At 67.7% G+C, this 20,775-nt stretch carries 15 protein-coding genes; 10 read left to right on the top strand and 5 right to left on the bottom strand.

Going from position 1 to position 20,775, the window contains the following annotated elements; genetic code table 11:
* The first annotated feature begins 38 nt into the window (after positions 1-38).
* From Pla108_RS07980 to Pla108_RS07970, 3 genes are all read left to right on the top strand, one after another.
* The gene (locus Pla108_RS07980; protein ID WP_146444329.1) at positions 39-584 is read left to right on the top strand and encodes a hypothetical protein; all 546 of its coding nucleotides are present in this window, start codon (positions 39-41) and stop codon (positions 582-584) included.
* A 255-nt stretch (positions 585-839) separates the two neighbouring features.
* Complete coding sequence (gene tpx / locus Pla108_RS07975) at positions 840-1,361, top strand: thiol peroxidase (protein WP_146444328.1); 522 nt, start codon at positions 840-842, stop codon at positions 1,359-1,361.
* Positions 1,362-1,447: 86 nt separating this feature from the next.
* Positions 1,448-2,710, top strand: coding sequence for a cytochrome-c peroxidase (locus Pla108_RS07970; protein WP_146444327.1), 1,263 nt, complete (start codon positions 1,448-1,450; stop codon positions 2,708-2,710).
* 488 nt (positions 2,711-3,198) lie between these two features.
* Here Pla108_RS07970 and thrS read toward each other — a convergent pair whose 3' ends face one another.
* On the bottom strand, positions 3,199-5,379 hold the full coding sequence (gene thrS, locus Pla108_RS07965) for a threonine--tRNA ligase (protein WP_146444326.1): 2,181 nt from the start codon (positions 5,377-5,379) through the stop codon (positions 3,199-3,201).
* Between the two features lie 360 nt (positions 5,380-5,739).
* On the opposite strand from thrS, the gene Pla108_RS07960 reads away from it, so the two are divergent.
* Positions 5,740-6,426, top strand: coding sequence for a hypothetical protein (locus tag Pla108_RS07960; protein WP_146444325.1), 687 nt, complete (start codon positions 5,740-5,742; stop codon positions 6,424-6,426).
* Between the two features lie 64 nt (positions 6,427-6,490).
* Here Pla108_RS07960 and ribD read toward each other — a convergent pair whose 3' ends face one another.
* Positions 6,491-7,591, bottom strand: a complete 1,101-nt coding sequence (ribD, locus tag Pla108_RS07955) for a bifunctional diaminohydroxyphosphoribosylaminopyrimidine deaminase/5-amino-6-(5-phosphoribosylamino)uracil reductase RibD (RefSeq protein ID WP_197526350.1) — start codon at positions 7,589-7,591, stop codon at positions 6,491-6,493.
* Positions 7,592-7,671: 80 nt separating this feature from the next.
* The gene (locus Pla108_RS07950; protein ID WP_146444324.1) at positions 7,672-9,867 is read right to left on the bottom strand and encodes an SEC-C domain-containing protein; all 2,196 of its coding nucleotides are present in this window, start codon (positions 9,865-9,867) and stop codon (positions 7,672-7,674) included.
* Positions 9,868-10,231: 364 nt separating this feature from the next.
* On the opposite strand from Pla108_RS07950, the gene Pla108_RS07945 reads away from it, so the two are divergent.
* From Pla108_RS07945 to Pla108_RS07930, 4 genes are all read left to right on the top strand, one after another.
* On the top strand, positions 10,232-11,737 hold the full coding sequence (locus tag Pla108_RS07945; RefSeq protein ID WP_146444323.1) for a BBP7 family outer membrane beta-barrel protein: 1,506 nt from the start codon (positions 10,232-10,234) through the stop codon (positions 11,735-11,737).
* A gap of 173 nt (positions 11,738-11,910) precedes the next feature.
* Positions 11,911-15,093, top strand: coding sequence for an efflux RND transporter permease subunit (locus Pla108_RS07940; RefSeq protein WP_146444322.1), 3,183 nt, complete (start codon positions 11,911-11,913; stop codon positions 15,091-15,093).
* Between the two features lie 121 nt (positions 15,094-15,214).
* Complete coding sequence (locus Pla108_RS07935) at positions 15,215-16,528, top strand: S41 family peptidase (protein WP_146444321.1); 1,314 nt, start codon at positions 15,215-15,217, stop codon at positions 16,526-16,528.
* 359 nt (positions 16,529-16,887) lie between these two features.
* Complete coding sequence (locus Pla108_RS07930) at positions 16,888-17,163, top strand: hypothetical protein (RefSeq protein ID WP_146444320.1); 276 nt, start codon at positions 16,888-16,890, stop codon at positions 17,161-17,163.
* A 68-nt stretch (positions 17,164-17,231) separates the two neighbouring features.
* Here Pla108_RS07930 and Pla108_RS07925 read toward each other — a convergent pair whose 3' ends face one another.
* Entirely contained in the window at positions 17,232-18,650 is a 1,419-nt protein-coding gene (locus tag Pla108_RS07925) for a bifunctional folylpolyglutamate synthase/dihydrofolate synthase (protein ID WP_197526349.1), read from the bottom strand.
* Between the two features lie 73 nt (positions 18,651-18,723).
* Between Pla108_RS07925 and Pla108_RS07920 the strand changes: the two genes are divergently transcribed.
* Complete coding sequence (locus tag Pla108_RS07920; RefSeq protein ID WP_197526348.1) at positions 18,724-19,479, top strand: ATP-dependent Clp protease proteolytic subunit; 756 nt, start codon at positions 18,724-18,726, stop codon at positions 19,477-19,479.
* A gap of 8 nt (positions 19,480-19,487) precedes the next feature.
* On the opposite strand, the gene Pla108_RS07915 is transcribed toward Pla108_RS07920, so the two are convergent.
* Positions 19,488-19,796, bottom strand: a complete 309-nt coding sequence (locus Pla108_RS07915; RefSeq protein WP_146444317.1) for a DUF202 domain-containing protein — start codon at positions 19,794-19,796, stop codon at positions 19,488-19,490.
* A 303-nt stretch (positions 19,797-20,099) separates the two neighbouring features.
* On the opposite strand from Pla108_RS07915, the gene Pla108_RS07910 reads away from it, so the two are divergent.
* Complete coding sequence (locus tag Pla108_RS07910) at positions 20,100-20,666, top strand: hypothetical protein (RefSeq protein WP_146444316.1); 567 nt, start codon at positions 20,100-20,102, stop codon at positions 20,664-20,666.
* Positions 20,667-20,775 lie beyond the last annotated feature (109 nt).

The following is a 20,775-nucleotide window of genomic DNA, read 5'->3' as shown; positions in this document are numbered from 1 at the left end:
CTGAACAAGGCGGGGCTGGGTCGGTTAAACTCGTCCCTATGATGGACGACTTCGACCCCACCCGTTACGGCGCCCCGTTCGCGCAGGCGATCGGCGCCGAGCCGGCGATGCCGCTCGACGCGGGCCGGCCCGATCGGGCGATGCGGCCGGTGCTCGACGCGTTGACGGCCGAGGCCGAGCGCTCGGTCGTGGACCGCGACGCCTTCTCTTGCTGCCTGGCCGGCGTGTGGCTGCTGCACGGCTACCTCGACGAGGCGCACCGCCTCTGCCAAGACGTGCCGACCGCCGACGGCAGCTACTGGCACGGCGTGATGCACCGCCGCGAGGGGGACTACGGCAACGCCCAGTACTGGTTCCGCCGGGCGGGCGAGCACCCGGCGGGGTCGCTCGTCGCGTCGGCCGCGGCGGCCCATCCGGAGACGGTCGACCTCGCCCTCGGCGGGCATTGGAACCCGGTCGGCTTTGTCGACCACGTCCAGCGAGCGGCGCAGCGCGGCGGCTCGCTCGCCGACGCCTGTGTCGCGGTGCAGCGGGCCGAATGGCGGGCGCTGTTCGACGAGTGCTGGCGCAAAGCAGTCGCGTAGGGTCCGCGGTACGGACCGCACGACTGTCTTTCAAGCAAGCGCGCAGTGAGCCCTAAGCGTCAGCGCCGGGAGTGGAATGGGGACACGCTCATCATCCGCGATCCCGGGTTCACTCCCTGCGCCGACGCTTAGGGCTCCTGGTATTGATGGGTTCAATTGATCGTGCCCACTTGTCAGATAGCCGACTCTCGCGCGATAGTGCAGGGGATTTCCTCTCCGTCCTTCAAGTTCACCGAATCCCCAAGAGCTTCCCCCATGTCCCGTTCCGGAGCCGTTACGTTCAAAGGCGCCCCGATGACCCTCGCCGGCGAAGCGGTCGCGGCCGGCTCGCCCGCCCCCGACTTCACCTGCCACTACTTCGAAGGGGGGATGAAGTCGCTCGGCCTCGCGGACGTGAAGGGTAAGCCGACGATCCTCAGCGTCGTCCCGTCGCTCGACACCGGCGTCTGCGCCACGCAGACCAAGACCTTCAACGACAAGCTCTCGGCGATGGCCGACAAGGTCAACGCGGTCACGATCAGCCTCGACCTGCCCTTCGCGATGAACCGCTTCTGCGGCGCCGAGTCGATCAAGAACCTCCGCGTCGCCAGCGACTATCAAGACCGTTCGTTCGGCAACGCGTTCGGCACGCTGATCGAAGAGCTGAAGATCCTCTGCCGGGCGGTCTTCGTCCTCGACGCCGACGGCAAGGTCACCTACGTCGAGTACGTGCCCGAAGTGACGAGCGAGCCCGACTACGCCGCGGCGATGTCGGCCCTCGAGTCGGCCGCGTCGTAAGGTCGCACCGTCTGGCGTCGGCGGATCACTGGTCTAGGGTGGGGGAGAGACGCCACGTCTCTCCCCCCGCCTGGACGCCCCGATTCATGCCCCGGACGATCGCCCTCTTGCTGCTCGTGTCGTTGTGCTTCGGGACCCGTTCCGAAGCCATCGAAACGGTGCGTCTGGGGGAGGGCGGCCTGCTAACGGGGATTCCAGGCGAGGGGCCGCTGACGATCGAGGCGATCCGAGCTTGGCTCGCCGACCCCGCCAACCATCGCGAGCTGCGTCCCGAGTTGCCGCTCGGCCTCGCCGCGGGCGCCGCCGACCTGCAAGCGATCGACCCGCCGGGCGCCGGGGCGAACCCGCTGACCCGCGCGAAGATCGAACTCGGCCGCCAGCTCTTCTTCGACCCCCGCCTGTCGCGCGACGGCACGGTCAGCTGCGCTTCGTGCCACGCCCCTGAATACGGGTACGCCTTCCCGACGCAGTTCGGCGTCGGCGTCGCGGGGCAGCAGGGGCGCCGCAACTCGCCCACGGCGGCGAACCGGGTCCTCTCGGGCGCCCAGTTCTGGGACGGCCGGGCGGCGTCGCTCGAAGAGCAGGCGATCGGCCCGATGGTGAACCCGATCGAGATGGGCTTCACCCACGGCGCCGTCGTGGAGATGCTCCGCCACGTCGAGGGCTACGTCTTGCAGTTCAAGAAAGTGTTTCCCGGCGAGGGGCTCACGATCGAAAACGCCGGCCGGGCGATCGCGTCGTTCGAGCGTGCTCTCGTCAGCGGGCCGAGCGCATGGGACATCGCCGAGCGACGTCGACAGCTGCGAAACGCCGGCGTCGAGGACGATCCTGAGCTGGCTGCCGAGCTGGCTGGCCTGGAAGCGCAAGCCGTTGCCCAGCCGCTATCCGACGCTGCCCGGCGTGGCGCCACGTTGTTCTTCGGTGAGCGCACCGGTTGCACGCTATGCCACGCGGGCGCCAACTACTCGGACGAGTCGTACCACAATCTGGGCGTCGGCATGCAGCGTCTCGCGGGACGCAACGCCGACGAGCCGATCCCTGCCGAGCTCGAGGACGAACTCGACTGGGGACGCTACCTCGTCACGAAGGACGAGGCCGACCGCGGCGCCTTCAAGACGCCCGGCCTCCGCAACGTCGCCGAGACCGGACCGTACATGCACGACGGCTCGCAAGCGACGCTCGACGAGGTGGTCGCGTGGTACGTGAAGGGGGGCGAGGCGAATCCGTTCTTAAGCCCGCTGCTCGAACCGCTCGACCTGACCGCCACGGAACAAGCCCAGCTGGTGGCGTTTCTCAAGGCGCTCCGCGGTGATTGGCCGGCAGTCGAGACCGGGCGTCTTCCCGAGTGAGTGGTCGCTAAGCGCTGCCGCCCCTCTTGTAGGCCGGAACGAGCGAAGCGAAGGTCCGGCGAGCGGTGTTGTCGGCGTCCACGCCCGGGTTCACGCCGGACCAGCGCTTACGCTTGTTCCGGCCTACTTCACTGCGCCACCCCGCCAACATCGCGTCAGGGGTAGCCCAGGTTCTCGAACCTGGGTCGCCACAGGCGACAAGAGGTACCGTCACCGGTTGGCACGATTGAGGGAGATGGCGTCCCGCTGGATCAACCTCTTGTGGCTACGCCACTCCGGTTCAAGAACCGGGGCCACCCGCGCTGCCGCCCCTCTTGTAGGCCGGAACGAGCGAAGCGAAGGCCCGGCGGGCGGTGTTGTCGGCGTTTGTGCACGGGTTCACGCCGCACCAGCGCTTCGCTTGTTCCGGCCTACGACACTGATTCGACTATCAGGACCGACACGCTTTTCCATTTTCAGAAGCACGTCTTAACCTTTGCAGTCGAGGTTCAATACTCATTCCCCACCGCCTTCGCCGACAAATCAGCCGCGGCCGTTTCCGCGACCTGCCGTACGCGGCGGTCCGCCACCTCTTGCTTGAGCCGCGCGATCGCCTCGTCGACCGTGCACGAGCCTTGGTCGCCGTCGATGCGGTCTCTTAGCGCGACCGTGCCGTTGTCGCGGTCTTGTTCGCCGACCACCACGAGGTACGGCACCAGCTCGAGCTGGCCTTCGCGGATCTTCGCGCCGAGCTTCGAGCCGCGGTAGTCGCCCTCGACGCGGAGGCCGGCCGCCTTGAGCCGCGTCTCGACCTCGCGGCCGTACGCTTCGGACTTCTCGCTGACGGTGATGACCCGCGCCTGCACCGGGGCGAGCCACAGCGGGAACGCGCCGGCGAAGTGCTCGATCAGCACGCCGAGGAACCGCTCCATCGAGCCGAACGGCGCCCGGTGAATCATCACGGGGCGGTGCGACTTGTTGTCGGCGCCGATGTACTCCAGGCCGAAGCGGTCGGCGCTCGGCAGGTTGTAGTCGAGCTGCACGGTGCCGAGCTGCCACTCGCGGCCGATGCAATCGGTGACGACAAAGTCGGCCTTCGGGCCGTAGAACGCCGCCTCGCCCGGCTCGATCGAGAGGCCCGGCAGGTCCATCGACTCGCAGACGGCCTTGAGCTGCGCCTCAGCCTCGTCCCACAACGCTTCGGCGCCGACGTACTTCGTGCTGTCCGGGTCGCGGAACCCGAGCCGCACGCGGTAGTCGGTCATGCCGAGCGACTCGAGCACCCACTGGGTCATCTCAAGGCAGCCACGGAACTCGGCCGGCACCTGCTCGGGGGTGCAGAACAGGTGGGCGTCGTCCTGCGTGAAGCCGCGGACGCGGGTCATGCCAGAGAGCTCGCCCGACTGTTCGTAGCGATAAACGGTGCCGAACTCCGCGAGCCGCACCGGCAGGTCGCGGTACGAACGCGGCTTCGACTTGTAGATCATGATGTGGTGCGGGCAGTTCATCGGCTTGAGCAGGTAGCGCTCGTGCTTATGAGCCCAGACGTCGAGCGCGGCGGCGCGCTCGGCGGCTGTGGCGCCCTCTTTTATGTCGCCGTCGAAGCCGAGCAGCCGCGCGGCGTCCATCAGCTTCGCCTCTTCGTCGGGTTCGATCTCACCGGCGCGGAGGCGTTCGACCAGTGTATCGACCAGCGAACCCGCCTCGTGCTCGCAGAGCACCGGGAACTGGCTTTCGCGGTAGTAGGGGAAGTGACCGGAGGTCTCGTACAGTTCGACCCGGCCGACGTGCGGTGTGTAGACCGCGTCGTAGCCGCGTTTGGTGAGCTCGGCCTTGAGCATGTCCTCCAACGTCTGTCGGATGACCGCGCCCTTGGGGAGCCAGAGGATGAGCCCCGAGCCAACCTTCTGGTCGATCGTGAAGAGCTCGAGCTGTTTGCCGAGCACGCGGTGGTCGCGCTTCTTGGCTTCCTCGACTTGGGTGAGGTAGTCGGCGAGTTCTTTCTTATCGAAGAAGGCGGTGGCGTAGAGCCGTTGGAGTTGGTCACGGCTCGCGTCCCCCTTCCAGTAGGCGCCGGCGACGTTGAGCAGCTTGAACGCCTTGCCGATGTGCCCGGTCGAGGGGATGTGGACGCCGCGGCAGAGGTCGACAAACTCGCCCTGGCGGTAGAACGACAGCTCGTCTTGGTCGCCGAGGCCGGTCTCGACGTGCTCGACCTTGAAGCGTTGGCCGAGCTCTTGGCAGAGCTGCAGCGACTCGTCGCGCGGTTTGTCGAGGCGTTCGAAGGCGAGGTCCTCTTTGACGATCTTCTTCATCTCCGCTTCGATCTTCGGGAAGTCTTCCTCGCTGATCGGCTCCGGGAGGAGCATGTCGTAGTAGAAACCGCTGCCGGTGGTCGGTCCGAACGCCAGCTGCACGTCCTTGTAGAGCCGCATCACGGCCTGGGCCATGACGTGGGCGCAGCTGTGGCGCATGACGCCGAGCGCCTCGGGGTCGCGCTTGGTGAGGAAGCGGACGGCCGCCTCGCCCTCGGCGGGCAGTTGGTAGGCGAGGTCACGCTGCACGCCATCCACCTCGGCGGCGATGGCCGCCTTAGCGAGGCCGGGCCCGATCGCCTCGGCGACCTCGCGGCAGGTGACAGCAGTTTCGAAGGGGCGCGAGCTTCCGTCGGGGAGTTGAACCGTGAGCATGGCGGCGGGGCCTTCCAGTTAGCGGTGGTGCGCCCCGTTACGGGGGGGGCGCCGGACGGGCCGCGGGTGTCCGTACCCCGCGACCGAGCTTGGATCATAGCGCTTGGATCATAGCGGGTGGCGGCCCCCTCCGGCATGCGGGGGGAACCGCCAGGAGGCCGGATATCTGTGGGAGGGGTCTCCGACCCCGATTACGGCGTCCTGTCCGCAACGGCATGGAGCGCGTAATCGGGGTCGGAGACCCCTCCCACACCTTTCATGGGTGGTTCCGCTTCGTGGCGGGAGAAGGGTAGAGTGAGGGTTCCTCCGACGACTTGCGTCGCCGGCTCGCCGTCGCACCTTCCCCACATCGAATTTGCCGTGGCCGACGCACCGAACCAACTCAATACGCTGCTGGCGCCGCGGTACCTTTTCCAGTTCTGCGTGCCGGTGCGGCCGCAGAAGCCGATCTGGTCGGCCAAGGGGGTCGCGTTGAGCGAGAAGCACCGGCTGCCCGATCTGGCGGGGCTCGACCGAGAGACCCCGGCGAGCGAGCGGAGGTTCGCCGATGTCCGGATGGCGTGGGCGCCCGAGGGGCTCGCCTTCTGGGTCGATGTCGACGGCAAGCAGCAGGCGCCGTGGTGTCGCGAGACGCGCCTCGACGAGAGCGATGGGTTCCACGTCTGGATCGACACGCGGGCGACCCACACGATCCACCGCGCGTCGAAGTTCTGCAACCGCTTCATCTTCACCCCCGCCGGCGGCGGCCGGGGCGACGCCGAGCCGCTCGCCGATCAACTGCTGATCAACCGCGCGCGAGAGAACGCCCGACCCGTGCGGCCGCGCGAGCTGCAAGTCGTCGCCAAGACGACCAAGACCGGCTACCGCTTGGCGGCCTTCGTGCCGGCCGTGGCGATGACGGGCTACGACCCGACCCAACAGACGAAGATGGGCTTCAACTACGCCGTGGTCGATCGCGAGCTGGGGCTGCAGACCTTCGCCAACGGGCCGGCGATGCCGTTCGACGAGGACCCGAGCTGCTGGGCGACAATGGAGCTGGTTTCGTAGTATTCCAGAGAAAGGCGCCGCGGATTGACGCCGATGATCGCGGATGCGTAATCAGCATTCGCGCTTATTCGCGTCCTTCGCGTGCCCTTTTTAATCGTCCTCGGATAAGCAAGTCGCCCTCGATTGATTCTTGGGTGACTTCGGTGAACGTCAGGGCGTCTCGCATTAGAGCGACGCCTTCACCTCCAACGGGGCTGGGGCCGGTGCCGCCGATGAGTTTGGGAGCGATGAACGCCCACACTTCGTCAACAAGGCCTTCGTCGAACAGCTTGCCGAACAACTTCGCGCCGCCTTCGACGAGGACGTTCGTCATCTTTCGGCGGCCGAGTTCATCCAGTAGTTCTGCGGGTGTGGCCGTTAGGAACTCGACTCCATGAGTACTTAGGTAGTCGGCGTTGCGCCGGGGATAATTGGGCGCCGTCGCGACCAGGACAGGCCCGACCCCATCACTGAGCCAAAGCTTTCGCTCTTTCGGAAGCGGCTTGCCGCCAGCGATGACAACCCGTGTCGCGAAGCGGGCGCCCTCAGGGCGTGCGGTGAGCACCGGGTCGTCGGCGACGAGCGTTCCTGCGCCGACGATGACGGCGTCGACACGACCGCGCAGTTGGTGGACGCGGGCACGCGACGCCTCGCCCGAGATCCATTGGCTGTCGCCCGACTCGGTCGCGATGCGTCCGTCGAGCGTCATCGCCCACTTGGCGATCACCCACGGGCGACCGGTTTCGACGAGCTTGAGGTAGGGCGCGAGCAGCCGGCGGGCCTCTGCTTCGCCGACGCCGACAACGCACTCGACGCCAGCCGCTTCGAGCGCGCGAACGCCGCCGCCATCGACCTTGGGGAACGGGTCGCGCGTTGCGATGACGACGCGCGCTACGCCGGCGGCGAGCACCGCCTCGACGCACGGCGGTGTCTTGCCGGTGTGGCAGCACGGCTCGAGGGTCACAACGAGAGTCGCGCCCCGCGCCGCCGCGCCGGCCGCTTCGAGGGCGTTCACCTCGGCGTGAGGGCCGCCGAAACGCTCATGCCAGCCCTCGCCAACGATCACTCCGTCGCGGACAACGACACAGCCGACCATCGGATTGGGCTCGACGAAGCCCTCGCCGCGCGCGGCGAGCTCCAAAGCCCGGCGCATCGCCGCGACATCGTCGATCGACGGGGCCTTCATAAAGAAACCTAGACAGGATTTACAGGATCGACAGGATGATCAGAAATCCTGTCAATCCTGTTGATCCTGTCTAAAACTCTTTAGGAGGGCGTCCAGAGTTTTGAGCCGCCGCCCGACGGCTCGTCGCTGCCCGGGGTCCAGAGCTTCGATCCGCCCGCCTCGGCGCCGGCCATCTCAGGCTCTTGCGGCATGCCCCCGCCAGGCATCCGCGCCATTTCTTCCGCCGAGGGGACAGCGCCCAACGCGTGCAGCAGCTGGTAGAGCCGCTCCGGGATGCCCTTCTCGGTCAGGTGCTCGTCGCGGAGGTGACGGACCAGCCGGTTCGCTTCCTCGAACTGCCCCTCCATGACGCGGATCTCGAGCTCCGCCAGGTCCCAGTTCGCGTTGCTCTGGCCGCTCGCTTCGGCCGCCTGGCGGCCGCGGTCGATCCACGCCAGGGCGTCTTCGAGCTCGGGCTCGAGCGCCGCCAGCCGGCCGTAGAGGTCTTCCGGCGGAAGGTCCTCGGCAAGGCCGGGGCGTGTGACGGCTTCGCGGGCCACCATCCGGGCCGCTTCGGTGGCGCCGGCGAGCTCGGTCCGCTTGTAGAGCGAGTAGAGGTCGTCGTCACACGCTTGCGCCAGATCGACGCGTCCGAGCCGCGACAGCGGGATCGTCTCGAGGTCGACCCGCTTCGGGTCGATCGCGGGGGCCGGCGACAGGCCGAGTCGGCCCCGCAGCTCGTTAAACAGCTCAGCCTCGACCGAGGCGCCGTTCGTCTGCTCGAGGACCATCAACGCGGCGTTCACCGGCAGCCGCAGCGCGGGGTCGGTCGCCGCTTCGGCGGGCGACTTGCCGTCGAGCTTCGCCAGCGGCTTGGCGGGCCAGACGTCGAGCAGAACGCGCCGCTGTTCCTCCGCCACGACCCGGCGCCGGTCGGCGACCGGCGTGTCGTCGGGGAACCGCCAGCGTGACCGCATCGACGACGAGCCCGACGCCGATTCGCCAATGACCTCTTCGTCCGACTTCGCGCCGAGGGCGTCGCCACCAACCGCGGCGAGCGTCTGCAGCGATTCGTCAATCTGCTCGTCGCGGTCGGTCACCAGTTCGAGCCGCTCGGTGCGGCCGGTCTGGCGACCGAAGTACGACAGCACGCCGACGATCCGCGGGGTGGCGTCGGCCGTAATCTCGACGCCCGTTTCGGGCAGCTGGCGGTCTAGCAGCAGGAAGGTGTGCCGCGGCGGCGGGCCGTCCAAAGCGTGGAGCTCGGACTCGCTCATCCGGTAAGCGGCGGTCCGCTTGTCGCGGGTGAGGCGGTCGATGAGCCCCTCTTCGTCGGCGACCTCGTAGGTGAGGCGCACCACGTCGCTGCCCGGCTCGCGCGTGAGGGTGTCGAGCAGCTGGGCGATCGCCTCGGCCTCGATGGCGTCGTCGGGCAAGGCGTTGTCTGGCAGGGAGTCGCCCGCTTGCCCGGCGACGATCTGGGCGAACTGGCGGAGCCCGGCGACGAACTTCTCTTGGTTGCCCAACCAGCCCGAAACGACGGCCGCGTTGTACGGCAACTCGGCGACGTCCGGGTGCTTGAGGCAGAGCTCGTCGAGCAGCTCGGCGGCGCGGCGCCACTGCCCGCGGCTGGCGAGCAGCTGGGCGTGGTCGTGCTGCGCCTCGACCGGATGGCCGGCGGGGGCCTCACGGAGGAACAGATTATCGCGGAGCAGCAGCGGCAGCTCGGGCACGCGGTTGAGCCGCATCAGCAACTCCATCGCCCGGGTGTCCTCGTCGCCGGCGACGCCTTGGTAAAGCCACAGGTGGGCGCGGGCGGCGATCAGGTCGCCCGACGCCAGCAGCGCCTGCCCGACGGCGCCGATAGCTTGCAGCACCCGTGCGGGGATCGACTCGGTGACCCGCTCGAGGGCGTCTTGCAGATGGGCGACGGCTTGACGGCTGGTCGACTCGGGCGCCAGCGGCGCGTCGGCGTCATCCTCCCTGCTAGCGGCGAGAATCGCCGCCTGGGCGTGGGCGCTGGGGTTCTGCGGATCGGCGACGAGGTGCTGGCGGATCGTCTCTTGGGCGCGTTCGATCTCGCCCAGCGACATCTCGATCGACGCTTTCATGTCGAGCAGCGACGCCCGCCCCGGCGACTTGGCTAGCGTGTTGTCGAGGTGGGAAAGCGCGGCGCGTGGCTGATCCCCCTCGAGCATCCGCTGCACCTTCTCGATCTCGCCGACGAGGTCGGAGCAGCAGAACTTGAGTTTTTTTCCGCTGCCACAGGGGCAGGGGGCGTACGGATCGACCGCCATGACAAGCGTAGGGGGCTGGAGAGGGGGGGCCCGACAGACCATCGGACCGGGGGAGCCATTCTACCGGACCGCCCGCCGGGTCCAACCGTCCGCCGCCGGCAATCTGTAGCGACTGCGGCGGCAATACCAATCGGGGGCGTTCTGCGGATTCTGCCGGCAATTTCTGCATTAACGATTGCGCCAGGTCGATTAACTGGCACAGGCGACTGGAGTGTCGCCGCCCGCAGGGGGGCGCCCCGCGGGAAGGAGGCCGCTATCGGACCCGGTTCCGTCGTGTACCGGAGCCCCGTTACGGCACATCACGCCGCGAGGCGCAGAGGGCGTCGACGACACCCCGTCGACAACGAAACGAGGAGACTTTTCCGTGGCTCATCCCGTGTTCACGATTTTAGCAGCCGTCGCCTTATCCGGCCTCGCAACCGCGGCCGGAGCGCAGGTTCAGCCGACCCCGGCAGAGCTGCCGTCGTACGACCCGATGTCGGCGTTGCTCGACGGCGCCGGAGGGGGCGCCGAAGGGGGCGCGGAGATGGTCCCCACGCCCGTGGGAGAGGTCCGCTTCCAGCCCCTCTCGCCGATCCCGGCGCCGCAGTACGACCAGATGTCGATCGGCGCCGACGCTCCGGCGATCACCGAGAGCAGTGGCAGCTGGTTGCGACGCGGCCTGTGGTACGCCGACCTCGACGCCGTCGTCATGCAGCGCACCTGGGACAGCGATGGCTTCGTGCTAGTGGAGGAATATCAAAGCGCGTTCGACCAGTCCGTGGGATCAATCAACGCCTTCCTCTTCCGCTCGACCGCCGTTGTCCAGCAACACTCGCTTAGCGAGAGCAGCCCCGGATACGACGGCTCGGGTCGACTAGCGCTTGGCCGGTTTCTCTTTCGTGATATCGCCAACCGCGACCACAATTTCGAGATGGTTGTCTTCGGTGGTTCCGAGTGGAATGAACGAACTGGCGCCGAAGCGCAACTGACCGATGCAGGCGAAGGTCTTTTCCAACTCCAATCCGACGTGTTCGGCAACTCTCCGCAAAACACCCTTCCCGCCACCGTCGAAGTCGTTGACCAGCGAGGGTTGCACGGCCCCCAGTCGATAGACAACTCGGGCCCGACGCGGGTTGACTTCATTCCGTCCTACACCTCCTTAGACCGTGCTAGGTCGATGCAGACGGAGTACTCCAGCGACTTCCATAGCTGGGAATGGAACTACAGCGTCGCGCAGCGGATGCGCCACGACCGGATGGAAATGACTCCCCAAGGCGAGTGGGTACGTCGCGCTCAGCCCGGCTTCTCGTGGGACTACCTCGCAGGACTGCGGTACTTCGACATCGGGGAGCGCTTCGACTGGAACGCACAAGGGATCGTTCTTGACGCGCCTTTGGTGACGTTCAACCGAGTTGGCAACACACAGTTTTATGAGAGCGACGAGGCCATGCAGCAGAGCGACACCGATGGGGCAATGAACATCCGTGCGAGCAATAACTTGTTCGGTTTCCAACTCGGTGGCGGTCTGACGTACGAGACCGACCGCTGGAACGTGTCGGTCCAGTCGAAGCACGGTTTCTATATCAACGACGCCCGGGCGACGACCAACTTGACCTATACCGACCCCAACGACACGTCGGTGGTTCTGAATAACTTCGGTCGCGACCTCCACGTCAACGGTGTCTCGTACATCGCACAGGGGGGGATTACGGCCCGCTACCACCTGCGACCGAATCTGTCGCTCCGGGCGGGGTGGGAGTTTATGTACGCGTCCGGCCTGGCGCTGGCGCCGAACCAGATCGATTTCAACCCAGCGGCAAACCAGCTTCACATCTCGGGCGACGCGTTCTACAGCGGAATCACGGCGGGTACGGAGTATTACTGGTAGGCGGTTTAGGCAAACCGCGGCGGCTACTCCGCCAGTCAGGGCCGACTTGGGGGGCCCGCCCAACCCGCTTGGCGTAGGCGCTGGCGGCTGGGCGGCTTAAGTTGGTTCGGGCTGCGGAGCAGCCGCCGCATTGCCGTCCGCCCCGATTCGCCCGCCTCTTCGCCCCGCCTGCTATGTCGCCTACGCCTCCCGACGCTGCTGGCGGTCCGCCGAATGGCGAGCCCGGCGACGGGTCTCCCAGCGAGTCGTTTCTATCGCGCCGGACCTGGGGTCTGTCCCACTACTTGTGGATCTCGCTGGCGGTCACGTTCGCCCTGGTGTTTATCCCCCGCGGCGCCCGCAAAGCGCTCGAGAGCAACACCAACAAGGCCGAAGACTGGCTGCCGGCGAACTACTCCGAGTCGGCCGACTTGATGTGGTTCCGCGACCACTTCGCGCACGACTCTTTCATTCTCATTAGTTGGGACGGCTGCACGCTCGGCAACACCGAGAAGATGCGGCTCCTCGAGCAGAAGCTGCGGGCGGTCAAAGACGATCAAGGCGACTGGGCCTGGTACCCACGCGTCGTCACCGGCCCCGACACGGTCGAGACGCTGACGACCGGCGCCGCGTCGCTCAGCCGCAACGCCGCCATCGAGCGGCTCGAAGGCGCGCTGGTGGGCCCCGAGAAGATCGGCCCCGATGGCGAGACGCTCGGCGACGGTTCGCGGGTCACCTGCCTGCTGGCGTACCTCGACGACCGGCTTACCGACAGCAACCGGCAGATGCGAGTCGCCGTGGAGCGGGTCCGCGACATCGCCCACGAGCAGTGCGGCGTGCCGCTCGAGGCGATCCACATGGGCGGCCCGCCGGTCGACAACATCACGATCGACATCGAGGGCGAACGGACGCTGATCCGCCTCGCCGGCCTCTCGGGCCTGGTCGGCATCTCGCTGGCGTACCTCTGCTTCCGCAGCAAGAAGATCACCGCCATGGTCTTCTGGACCGCGGGCGCCAGCGCCGGCATGAGCCTGTCGCTCGTCTACTGGTTCGGCGGCTTCGAGATGTTCTTGATGGGGCTCAGCCAACCCCGACTGGGGACCGCCGACGCCATCCTGATGTCGATGCCGGCGGTGGTCTACGTGCTCGCTCTCTCGGGGGCGATCCACCTCGTCAACTACTACAAGGACGAGCGGATCGACCGCGGGCAGTTCGGCGCCGTCGAGCGTGCGGTGCGCGTCGCTTGGGTCCCGTGCCTGCTGGCGGCGTTTACCACGGCGGTGGGGCTCGGGTCGCTCGCCGCGAGCGACATCCTCCCGATCCAGAAGTTTGGCATCTTCTCCGCCATCGGCGTCATGGTGGCGGTGGCCCTCTTGTTCTCGATCATGCCGGTGTTCCTGCACCGATTCCCGCCCAGCCGACGGGTCGTCGAAGATAAAAACAGGAGAATGCCGAAAGAGCCACGCGAGCGTCAGTCGATGCCTTGGCACCTTTTTTCATTCGTACCATACAGGAGACACTTCGCTCTACTCGATCTTATCTACCGCAACTTCTTGCAACCTGCAGGTGCAAATGATCCGGCATGGCACGCCCCGCTAGCTAGGTTTGTAACCCGGCGTCACACATTGACCCTTACGTGCTGCCTGGTGCTGATGGGGATCGCGGCGCTCGGCTTGCCGAAGATCCATACGTCGGTCCAACTGCTTGGCCTTCTCGATGAAGACTGCGACCTGATCCACGACTACGCGTGGCTGGAAGCCAACCTGGGCAACCTCGTCCCGATGGAGGTGATCGTCGCCCTCGACGACGACCAACTCCGCTCGCCCTACGAGAAGGCGGTCGATCTCCAGGCCGACGACGCGAAGCCGCGCTACCGGATGACGATGTACGAGCGGGCGGAGCTCGTCCGTACGTTGCAGGCCCAGGTCGAGTCGCTCGACGAGGTGAGCCGCGCGCTCTCGGCCGCCACCTTTGGGGCGAAGCCGCAAGACGCGGGCGGGTCGGCCTCGGCCCGACGGGCGGTCGAGTCCGCCACCAGCGAAGCGATGGAGTCGTCGCGCCGCGACCTGAATGAGTACCTCCTCGCCGAGGAGACCGACGGCAAACGGACCGGCCGCGAGCTGTGGCGCGTCAGCGCCCGCGTCACCGCCTTGGGCGACGTTGACTACGGCCATTTCGTCGAAGACTTGCGCGGCAAGATCGAGCCGGTGCTCGACGCTTATAAAGTGCGGGACCTACTCGTCGCGAAACTCGCCGCCCAGGGGATACCACTCGACGAGGCGCGGGTCTGTCTGCTGACCGACACGAACGACCCCGAGAATCCCTGGCTGCCGAAGCCCGGCTCGCCCGAAGCCTGGCTCGCCGACCTGCTACAGTCGTCCGCGACGAAAGACTTCACCGTCTACCCGCTGGCGACCTTCCAAGCCGCCGACCCCGAGAGGCGGGCCCAGACGCTTCAGCAACTGGCCGAGCGCTTCGACGCGGTCGTGACGCTCAACGCCGCCAACGCGGCGCCGCTCAAGGGCGTCGACGTCGCGACGCTCGCCCTCACGGCGCCCGGCGTTGAAGCGACGCCGCCGACCGAAGCGACCGCCGTCTACACGGGCATCGTGCCGCTGGTCTACAAGACGCAGCGCGAGCTGCTCACGAGCCTGCGTCAGAGCATCATCTGGGCGACCGGTCTGATCGCCTGCGTCATGATGTTCGTGCTCCGCAGCCCCCCGGCGGGCGTCGCCTCGATGCTGCCGAACGTCTTCCCGATCGTCATGGTGTTTGGCGTGATCGGCTGGATCGGCATTAAGGTCGATATCGGCATCATGATGGCCGCGAGCGTCGCGCTCGGCGTCGCCGTGGACGACACGCTCCACTTTGTAACGTGGTTCAGCCGCGGCATCCGCAGCGGGCTCGACCGCCGGAGCGCGACCGAGCAGGCGTTCGACCGCTGCGCCACCGCGATGATGCAGACAACTCTCATCGGCGGGATGGGTCTCGCCGTGTTTGCGGTGAGCACTTTCACGCCGACGCAGCAGTTCGGCACGCTGATGATCACCATCTTGGCGGTCGCGTTGATCGGCGACTTGGTGATGCTGCCGGCGCTGCTGTGCGGGCCGCTGGGCCGGTTCTTCGCCCCCAAGGCGCCGGCGACTCCCGAGGAAGCCCAGAGTCGGAGAGCCCCGTCGCCGGTCGCCCAGCCAGGGTCCGCCCATTCAGGGTCCGCCCAGCCGCAGGTCAGCCCCGCGGCCGTCCCGGTCCACGCCGAGCCGATCGTCTCGCCTGCCGGCGACGCCGCCGACGAACCCCTGTCAGCCGCCAATGCCGCCCTCCGGACGAAGCTCCAAAGGTTCCGTCGCCAGCCCTCGAACGATCCCTCGAACTGACGGAGTCCGCCCGATTAGGTCCTCCTGATTCGGACGAAGTGGGCGGCGGCCTGTGGCCAACGACGCCCTGCCGAGTGATACTGCCGGCGGACCAGACTCTCCGCTCGATCGGCCGCTCCGGATGTCGCGACGCAACCTTACGGTGCTTTTCATTGGGATCGCGGTCGGGCTGCTCTGTTTCGCTCGCTCAGAGCGAAACCCCTACGTCCGGTACGTCAGCCGCGCTTACGAGCTGGTCGACGACCTCGCGCTGGAAGAGCCCCCCGACCAAGAGTTGTTCGCCGGGGCGGTCAGCGGCATGGTCGCGGTGCTCCGTCAGCGGGGCGACGTCCACTCTGGGTTCCTCGCACCGAGCTCGGCCGAGCCGCTGCTCGCCGACATGCGGCAGGAGTTCGGGGGCGTGGGCGTACGGGTTGGGCTCGACGGCGATCCTCCCCGGGTCGTCGTCGTCGAACCGCCGCAGCCAGGAACGCCGGCCTACGAGTCGCCAATCCGCGCGAAAGACCTCATCCTCACGGTCGATGGCAAGGCGACGGCGGGGCTCGGCCTACAAGACGTGGTGTCGCTCATGCGGGGCAAGCCCGGCGCGCCGGTAGCGGTCTCGGTCCGGCACGAGGACGGGTCTGAGGAGGCGTTCCAGCTCGTCCGCGAGGTGATCCGCGTCCCCTCGGTGATCGGCGACCGGCACAGCGCCGACGGCGGTTGGGTCTACCCGCTGCAGGACGATCCGCGGATCGCGCTGGTGCGGATTACGATCTTCGGCAGCAAGACCGCCGCAGAGCTCGCCGACGCCTTGCGGCAAGCGGTTGACGACGGCGCCAAGGCGGTCGTCCTCGATGTCCGCGGCAACGCCGGCGGGGCGCTCGACGCGGCGATCGACGTTGGTGAGCTGCTGCTGCCGGCCGACTCGCTGGTTGTCAGCACCCGGGGCCGCGACGGCGAGGTCCTCGACGCTTACACCACCACCCAAGACGGCCCCTTCGCCGACTTGCCGCTGGCGGTCCTCGTCGATGGCGACACCGCCAGCGCCAGCGAGATCGTCGCCGCCGCCCTCCAGGACCACGGCCGGGTCGTGGTCGTCGGGCAACGTTCCTACGGCAAGGGGACGGTCCAGCAGCTCCTGGACCTCGAACCGAAGCACAGCTTGCTAAAGCTGACGACCGCTAGCTACTGGCGCCCGAGTGGCGTCAACATCCATCGGCTCCCCGGCACGCCCGAGGAGGCCCCCTGGGGCGTCTCGCCCGACCCCGGCGCCGAGGTCCCCCTCACCGACGCGGAGCGGGTCGCCTGGTACGAGTGGCGGCGCCAGCGCGACCTCGTGGCGGCCGAGCGCCTGATCGAACTGACGCCAGAGGTGGAAGACCCTCTGGTTGCCGACGCGGCATTGCGGCTGGCGGTGGATCGCATGCAAGCCAAGCTCGACGCAGCCCGCTAGCAAGGCGCCGCAGCGATCCGCCGAGCCGCGTCGGTAAGGGAGCCGCTGACGGCCCGCTGTCGGTAAACCCGTTTGCAAGAGTTACCAACGGGGTGACCCCTTCGCCGAGGCGTCACGGGGCGAAACCGGCGTCTTCCGGCGGATTCAGGGTGCTAGCGGCTTCGGCAGGACGGATTGGCACGCCCCGTGCTTCTAAGGTCTTTCGAGGTCGACGCTCGAGGGACGAGCGACCCGCCCTCCGGACCGCCCGCCGCGCCCCACCGCCGCTCAACGCCACCCCCAGCCGGGCTTGAGCCGATGGCGCCAGTCGGTCCCTTATCCCAACATCTCCTCCATCCGGAATACAAAGGAACGACACCATGGTCGCCACTCGAAAGATTCGCTGCGTTGTTGTGCTAGCAGACGCCGAAACTCACGGCATGACCCAACGCACGCAGCCTCGATTCCGCCCCAGCGACTTGCTGCCTTGGGCCGACCCGCATATCCGCTCGCTCGTCGAGCAGCTGCAGCAAGAAGTCCGCGACGAAGAAGCCGTCCGCCGCGAAGCGGTCCGGCCGGTCAACCCGATGGCGGACGAGGCCCTGACGCTTGACGACGAGTTTGCGTTCGAGCTGATGACGTCACGCCGCTTCTAAACCAATGCAAGCCTTCCCAGGGGGGAAGCACCGGGGCGTGGCGCCCGCCTGACCCAGTCGCCACGCTCTCACGCCGGTCTGCCGAGCGGGGCGCCCCGCTCGGCCACGACCAACCGCCGGACCTCCGCTGCAAAGAGCAGCGAGCCGGTGAACACGACCGCGCCGCCCCCCGCGCCGCCCCCCGCGGCGCGCCGCCGGGCCGTCTCCCAGGCCGCGGCGGGCGTCGGGGCCGTCTGGACGACGGCGCCCTCGATGACCCATCGCCGAGCCTCCTCGGCGACCTTTTCCGGTGAAGCCGCACGCGGGTTGTCCTGAAACCGCGTTGCGATCACGCAGCCAAAGCGTCGCGCGAGCGGCTTGAGTATCGCACCCAAGTCTTTGTCGTCGCTCACCGCGATGACCAGCACCCGCCGCTCGCGCGGCGTTGGGCCGCACAACGCGTCGAGCGCTTCGGCCAGAGCCGCGGCCGAGGCGTCGTTGTGGGCCCCATCAATGACGATCGTTGGGTCGCCCTCGAAGCGCTCCAGCCTCCCGGCGAGGCGACCGGTGTTCACGCCGACCCGCCGCGCCTCGATCGGCAGCCGCCAACCGCGGTCGGCGAGCACGCCGAGCGCCGCCAGCGCCACCGCGGCGTTCTCCGCTTGGGCCGTTCCCGGCAGCGCGGGGGCGACGCCATCAATGGTCTCGGTCGCGCCGTCTTCCTGTCGTCGGGTGAACCGCCAGGCGCCCCCGTCGGACGGAAGGTCTCGTTGCAGGTCGAAGTCACGCCCCCGGCGCCAGAAAGGGCACGCCCGCTCCGCGGCGATCCGCTCGAGGACGTCGCCCGCCTCGGTGTCGGCGACGCCGCTCACCGCGGGGACGCCAGGCTTAATGATTCCCCCCTTCTCGACGGCGATCTTGTCGCGCGTCGCCCCGAGCAGCAGCGTGTGGTCGAGGCTGATGCTTGTGACGACCGCCACTTCGGGCGTCACCACATTGGTCGAGTCGAGTCGCCCCCCCAAGCCGACCTCTAGCACCACCGCATCGACCGCCCGGTCGGCAAAATGCGCCAGCGCCATCGCCGTCGTAAGATCGAAGTAGGTCGGCCCGCCGACCGGCTCGCGGTCCATCGCCTCGGCGATCGGCCGCACCCGCTCGACGAGCCCGACGAGGTCGGCGGCGGTGCAGGGGTGGCCCCCGACGGCAAAGCGTTCCTCAAGCCGCTCGAGGTGGGGCGAGCTCGAAACCCCGGTCCGCAGCCCCGCCGCCTCGCATGCCGCCGCGATCATCGCCGCGGTCGACCCCTTCCCCTTGGTCCCCGCTATGTGGACGATCCGCTGCCCGACGTGCGGGTCGCCGAGCCGCCGCAGCAGCTCGCGGATGCGGTCGAGCTTGAGAGACTCCTCCGTGTAGGGGATAACCTTGGTCCGCTCGTAATTGACGCGGCCCATGAGCCAGGCGAGGGCGGCTGCTCGGGGGGCGTCGGCGTCGGAGGGAGGTCGATTCACGCGACTGACTTTAAACGATCGGGTAACCGCCGGCACGTCCTCGCACCGAATTGATCGACCCCTCAGGCTCCGCATGAAAACCGTCTTTGCAGTTCTCGGCTGGCTCGCCTTGGTGCTGCTGCTACTGGCGAGCATCGGGATTAGCAAACCGGCCAGCGATTTGGCCGAAGAGGTGATGGCCTCGGCCGAGTACGTGGGGGGCGTCGAGTACCTGGCCGAACCCGCCATCGACCACCTCATCGATCGCCTCAACGAGTCGGGCTACAACCACCAACCGATCGACCCCAACGAGCCGCTCCTCAAGAGCCGGATCGTGCTGGTCTGCGAGGGGATGAACGAGCGGGTCGCCCGCCATGTCGTTGAGCGCCTGATCTATCTCGACGCGTTGGACCCCGCCCGGCCGATCGACCTGCGGATCGCCACGTCGGGGGGCTGGGTCGACTCGGCCTTCACGATCGTCGATACGATGCGTGCGATCGAGGCGCCGGTGAACGTCACGGCGATTGGGGGCTGCTACTCGGCCGGCACGGTGATCCTGGCCGCCGCCACCGGCAAGCGGGCCGCAACGCCCAACACGCTCCTGTCGGTGCACGTCAACGATTTCGAGCCGGGCGACGACTTCGACGTCGATCGCCGCGAGTTGGACCGCTTCCGCGACGTCTACCGCCGCTACACCGACGTGCCCGAGTCGTGGTTCGACGGGACCGGCGACAACCAGTGGTACCTCAACGCCGAGCAGGCGCTGAAGATGGAGCTGATCGACGAGATCGCGCAGCCCGTCCATCAACCGGCCGAGGAACCACGCGCCCGTCCCCGCGCCGCAGCCTGACGGCGGGCTCAGCCCTCGCGCGGGGCGTCATCGCCGTCGATCGCGCCGTGCGTGCTGTAGAACCGGAACAGGCCGACCGCCAGCACGGCGAGCCCCACCCCCATCGTCACGGCGCCAAGCGTCCGGTCGATCGGCCCCGTCGGCTGGAGCCGCCAGAGCGTGGCGCCCGAGGCGACCAGCATCACCGCCGTACGGATGTAGGCGAGCAGCGTCCGCTCGTTGGCGAGCTTCGTTCGGGTGACCGCGAGGCGATCACGGGTGGCGGAATCGGGGTCGGGCATGCCGGCCAAGATCGCCCAGCCGGCCGCGAATGGCAAGCACGGGCCCAAGTTCCGTGTTGCGGCCGCGCTGTGCTACGCTGGTCCCGTCCCCCTCGTATCCCCTTGCTCACCGCGAATCGCGATGTCCTTCGGTGTCGACGATCCCCGTTTCGACCAGCAGCCACCCGAGTCCCTGCCCGAGCAGCGCGAACCGCGGCAAGGCCGGGGCTGCCTGTTCTGGGGCTGCCTGATCACGGCGATCCTGATGCTGCTGCTCCTGGTGGGCGTGCCGCTAGCGATCTACTTCGCGGCGCGGCCTACATCAACCAGTTCACGGCCGAGGAGCCGGCCAAGATCGAGGTGGTCGAACTGCCCGCCGCGCGGGTCGAGCAGATCACGGCGCGCTTCGACGCGTTCGCCAAGGCGATACGCGAGGACGGGGCGCCGCCCGACTTCGAGATCACCGCCGAAGAGCTCAACGGCCTGATCAACGAGAACAAAGACCTCGCCGGCAAGGTCTTCCTGCGGATTGAGGACGGCCGCGTCGGTGGCGACCTCAGCCTGCCGATGGACGAGCTGCCTGGCGGCGGGGGGCGGTTCCTCAACGCCTCGGTCGACTTTGAGGTGGCGATGCGCAACGGCGCGCTGACGGTCACCCTCGCCGACGCCAAGGTCAACGGCTCGCCGCTGCCGCCGTGGATGCTTGGGACGCTCGCCGGCCAGAACTTGGCGGTCAAAATCAATCGCGACCCCAAATTCGCGAAAGTGCTAAGCCGGTTCGAGTCGCTCGAAGTGGTCGGCGACAAAATCATCCTCCGCCCCCGGCGCGACCTTCCGGCCGCTGGCGACACCGATGGGAAAGGCGACTCCGAGGTGAAAGGCGAGATTGAAACGTTCGACGACGACACGGCCCCCGTGTCGAATTGATCGCTACCCCCGAGGGGGCGTTCTTGTCTCAAGAGGGGGCCACCCCAAGCCATCGGCGGCACGCGCCGGCTTATACTGGCGCTCAGCTACACAGGCGACCGAACTTTTC

The organism is Botrimarina colliarenosi (assembly GCF_007859955.1).
GTDB classification, from domain to species: domain Bacteria; phylum Planctomycetota; class Planctomycetia; order Pirellulales; family Lacipirellulaceae; genus Botrimarina; species Botrimarina colliarenosi.
Note: the sequence above shows the minus strand (reverse complement) of the source record. Positions and strands in the feature narration are given on the sequence as shown.

Coding starts and splice junctions, on each gene's coding strand:
- thrS (WP_146444326.1), bottom strand. CDS start 5,379: ATGCTCACGGTTCAACTCCCCGACGGAAGCTCGCGCCCCTTCGAAACT.
- Pla108_RS07935 (WP_146444321.1), top strand. CDS start 15,215: ATGTCGCGACGCAACCTTACGGTGCTTTTCATTGGGATCGCGGTCGGG.
- Pla108_RS07920 (WP_197526348.1), top strand. CDS start 18,724: ATGAAAACCGTCTTTGCAGTTCTCGGCTGGCTCGCCTTGGTGCTGCTG.
- Pla108_RS07940 (WP_146444322.1), top strand. CDS start 11,911: ATGTCGCCTACGCCTCCCGACGCTGCTGGCGGTCCGCCGAATGGCGAG.
- Pla108_RS07970 (WP_146444327.1), top strand. CDS start 1,448: ATGCCCCGGACGATCGCCCTCTTGCTGCTCGTGTCGTTGTGCTTCGGG.
- Pla108_RS07950 (WP_146444324.1), bottom strand. CDS start 9,867: ATGGCGGTCGATCCGTACGCCCCCTGCCCCTGTGGCAGCGGAAAAAAA.
- Pla108_RS07980 (WP_146444329.1), top strand. CDS start 39: ATGATGGACGACTTCGACCCCACCCGTTACGGCGCCCCGTTCGCGCAG.
- ribD (WP_197526350.1), bottom strand. CDS start 7,591: ATGAAGGCCCCGTCGATCGACGATGTCGCGGCGATGCGCCGGGCTTTG.
- tpx (WP_146444328.1), top strand. CDS start 840: ATGTCCCGTTCCGGAGCCGTTACGTTCAAAGGCGCCCCGATGACCCTC.
- Pla108_RS07930 (WP_146444320.1), top strand. CDS start 16,888: ATGGTCGCCACTCGAAAGATTCGCTGCGTTGTTGTGCTAGCAGACGCC.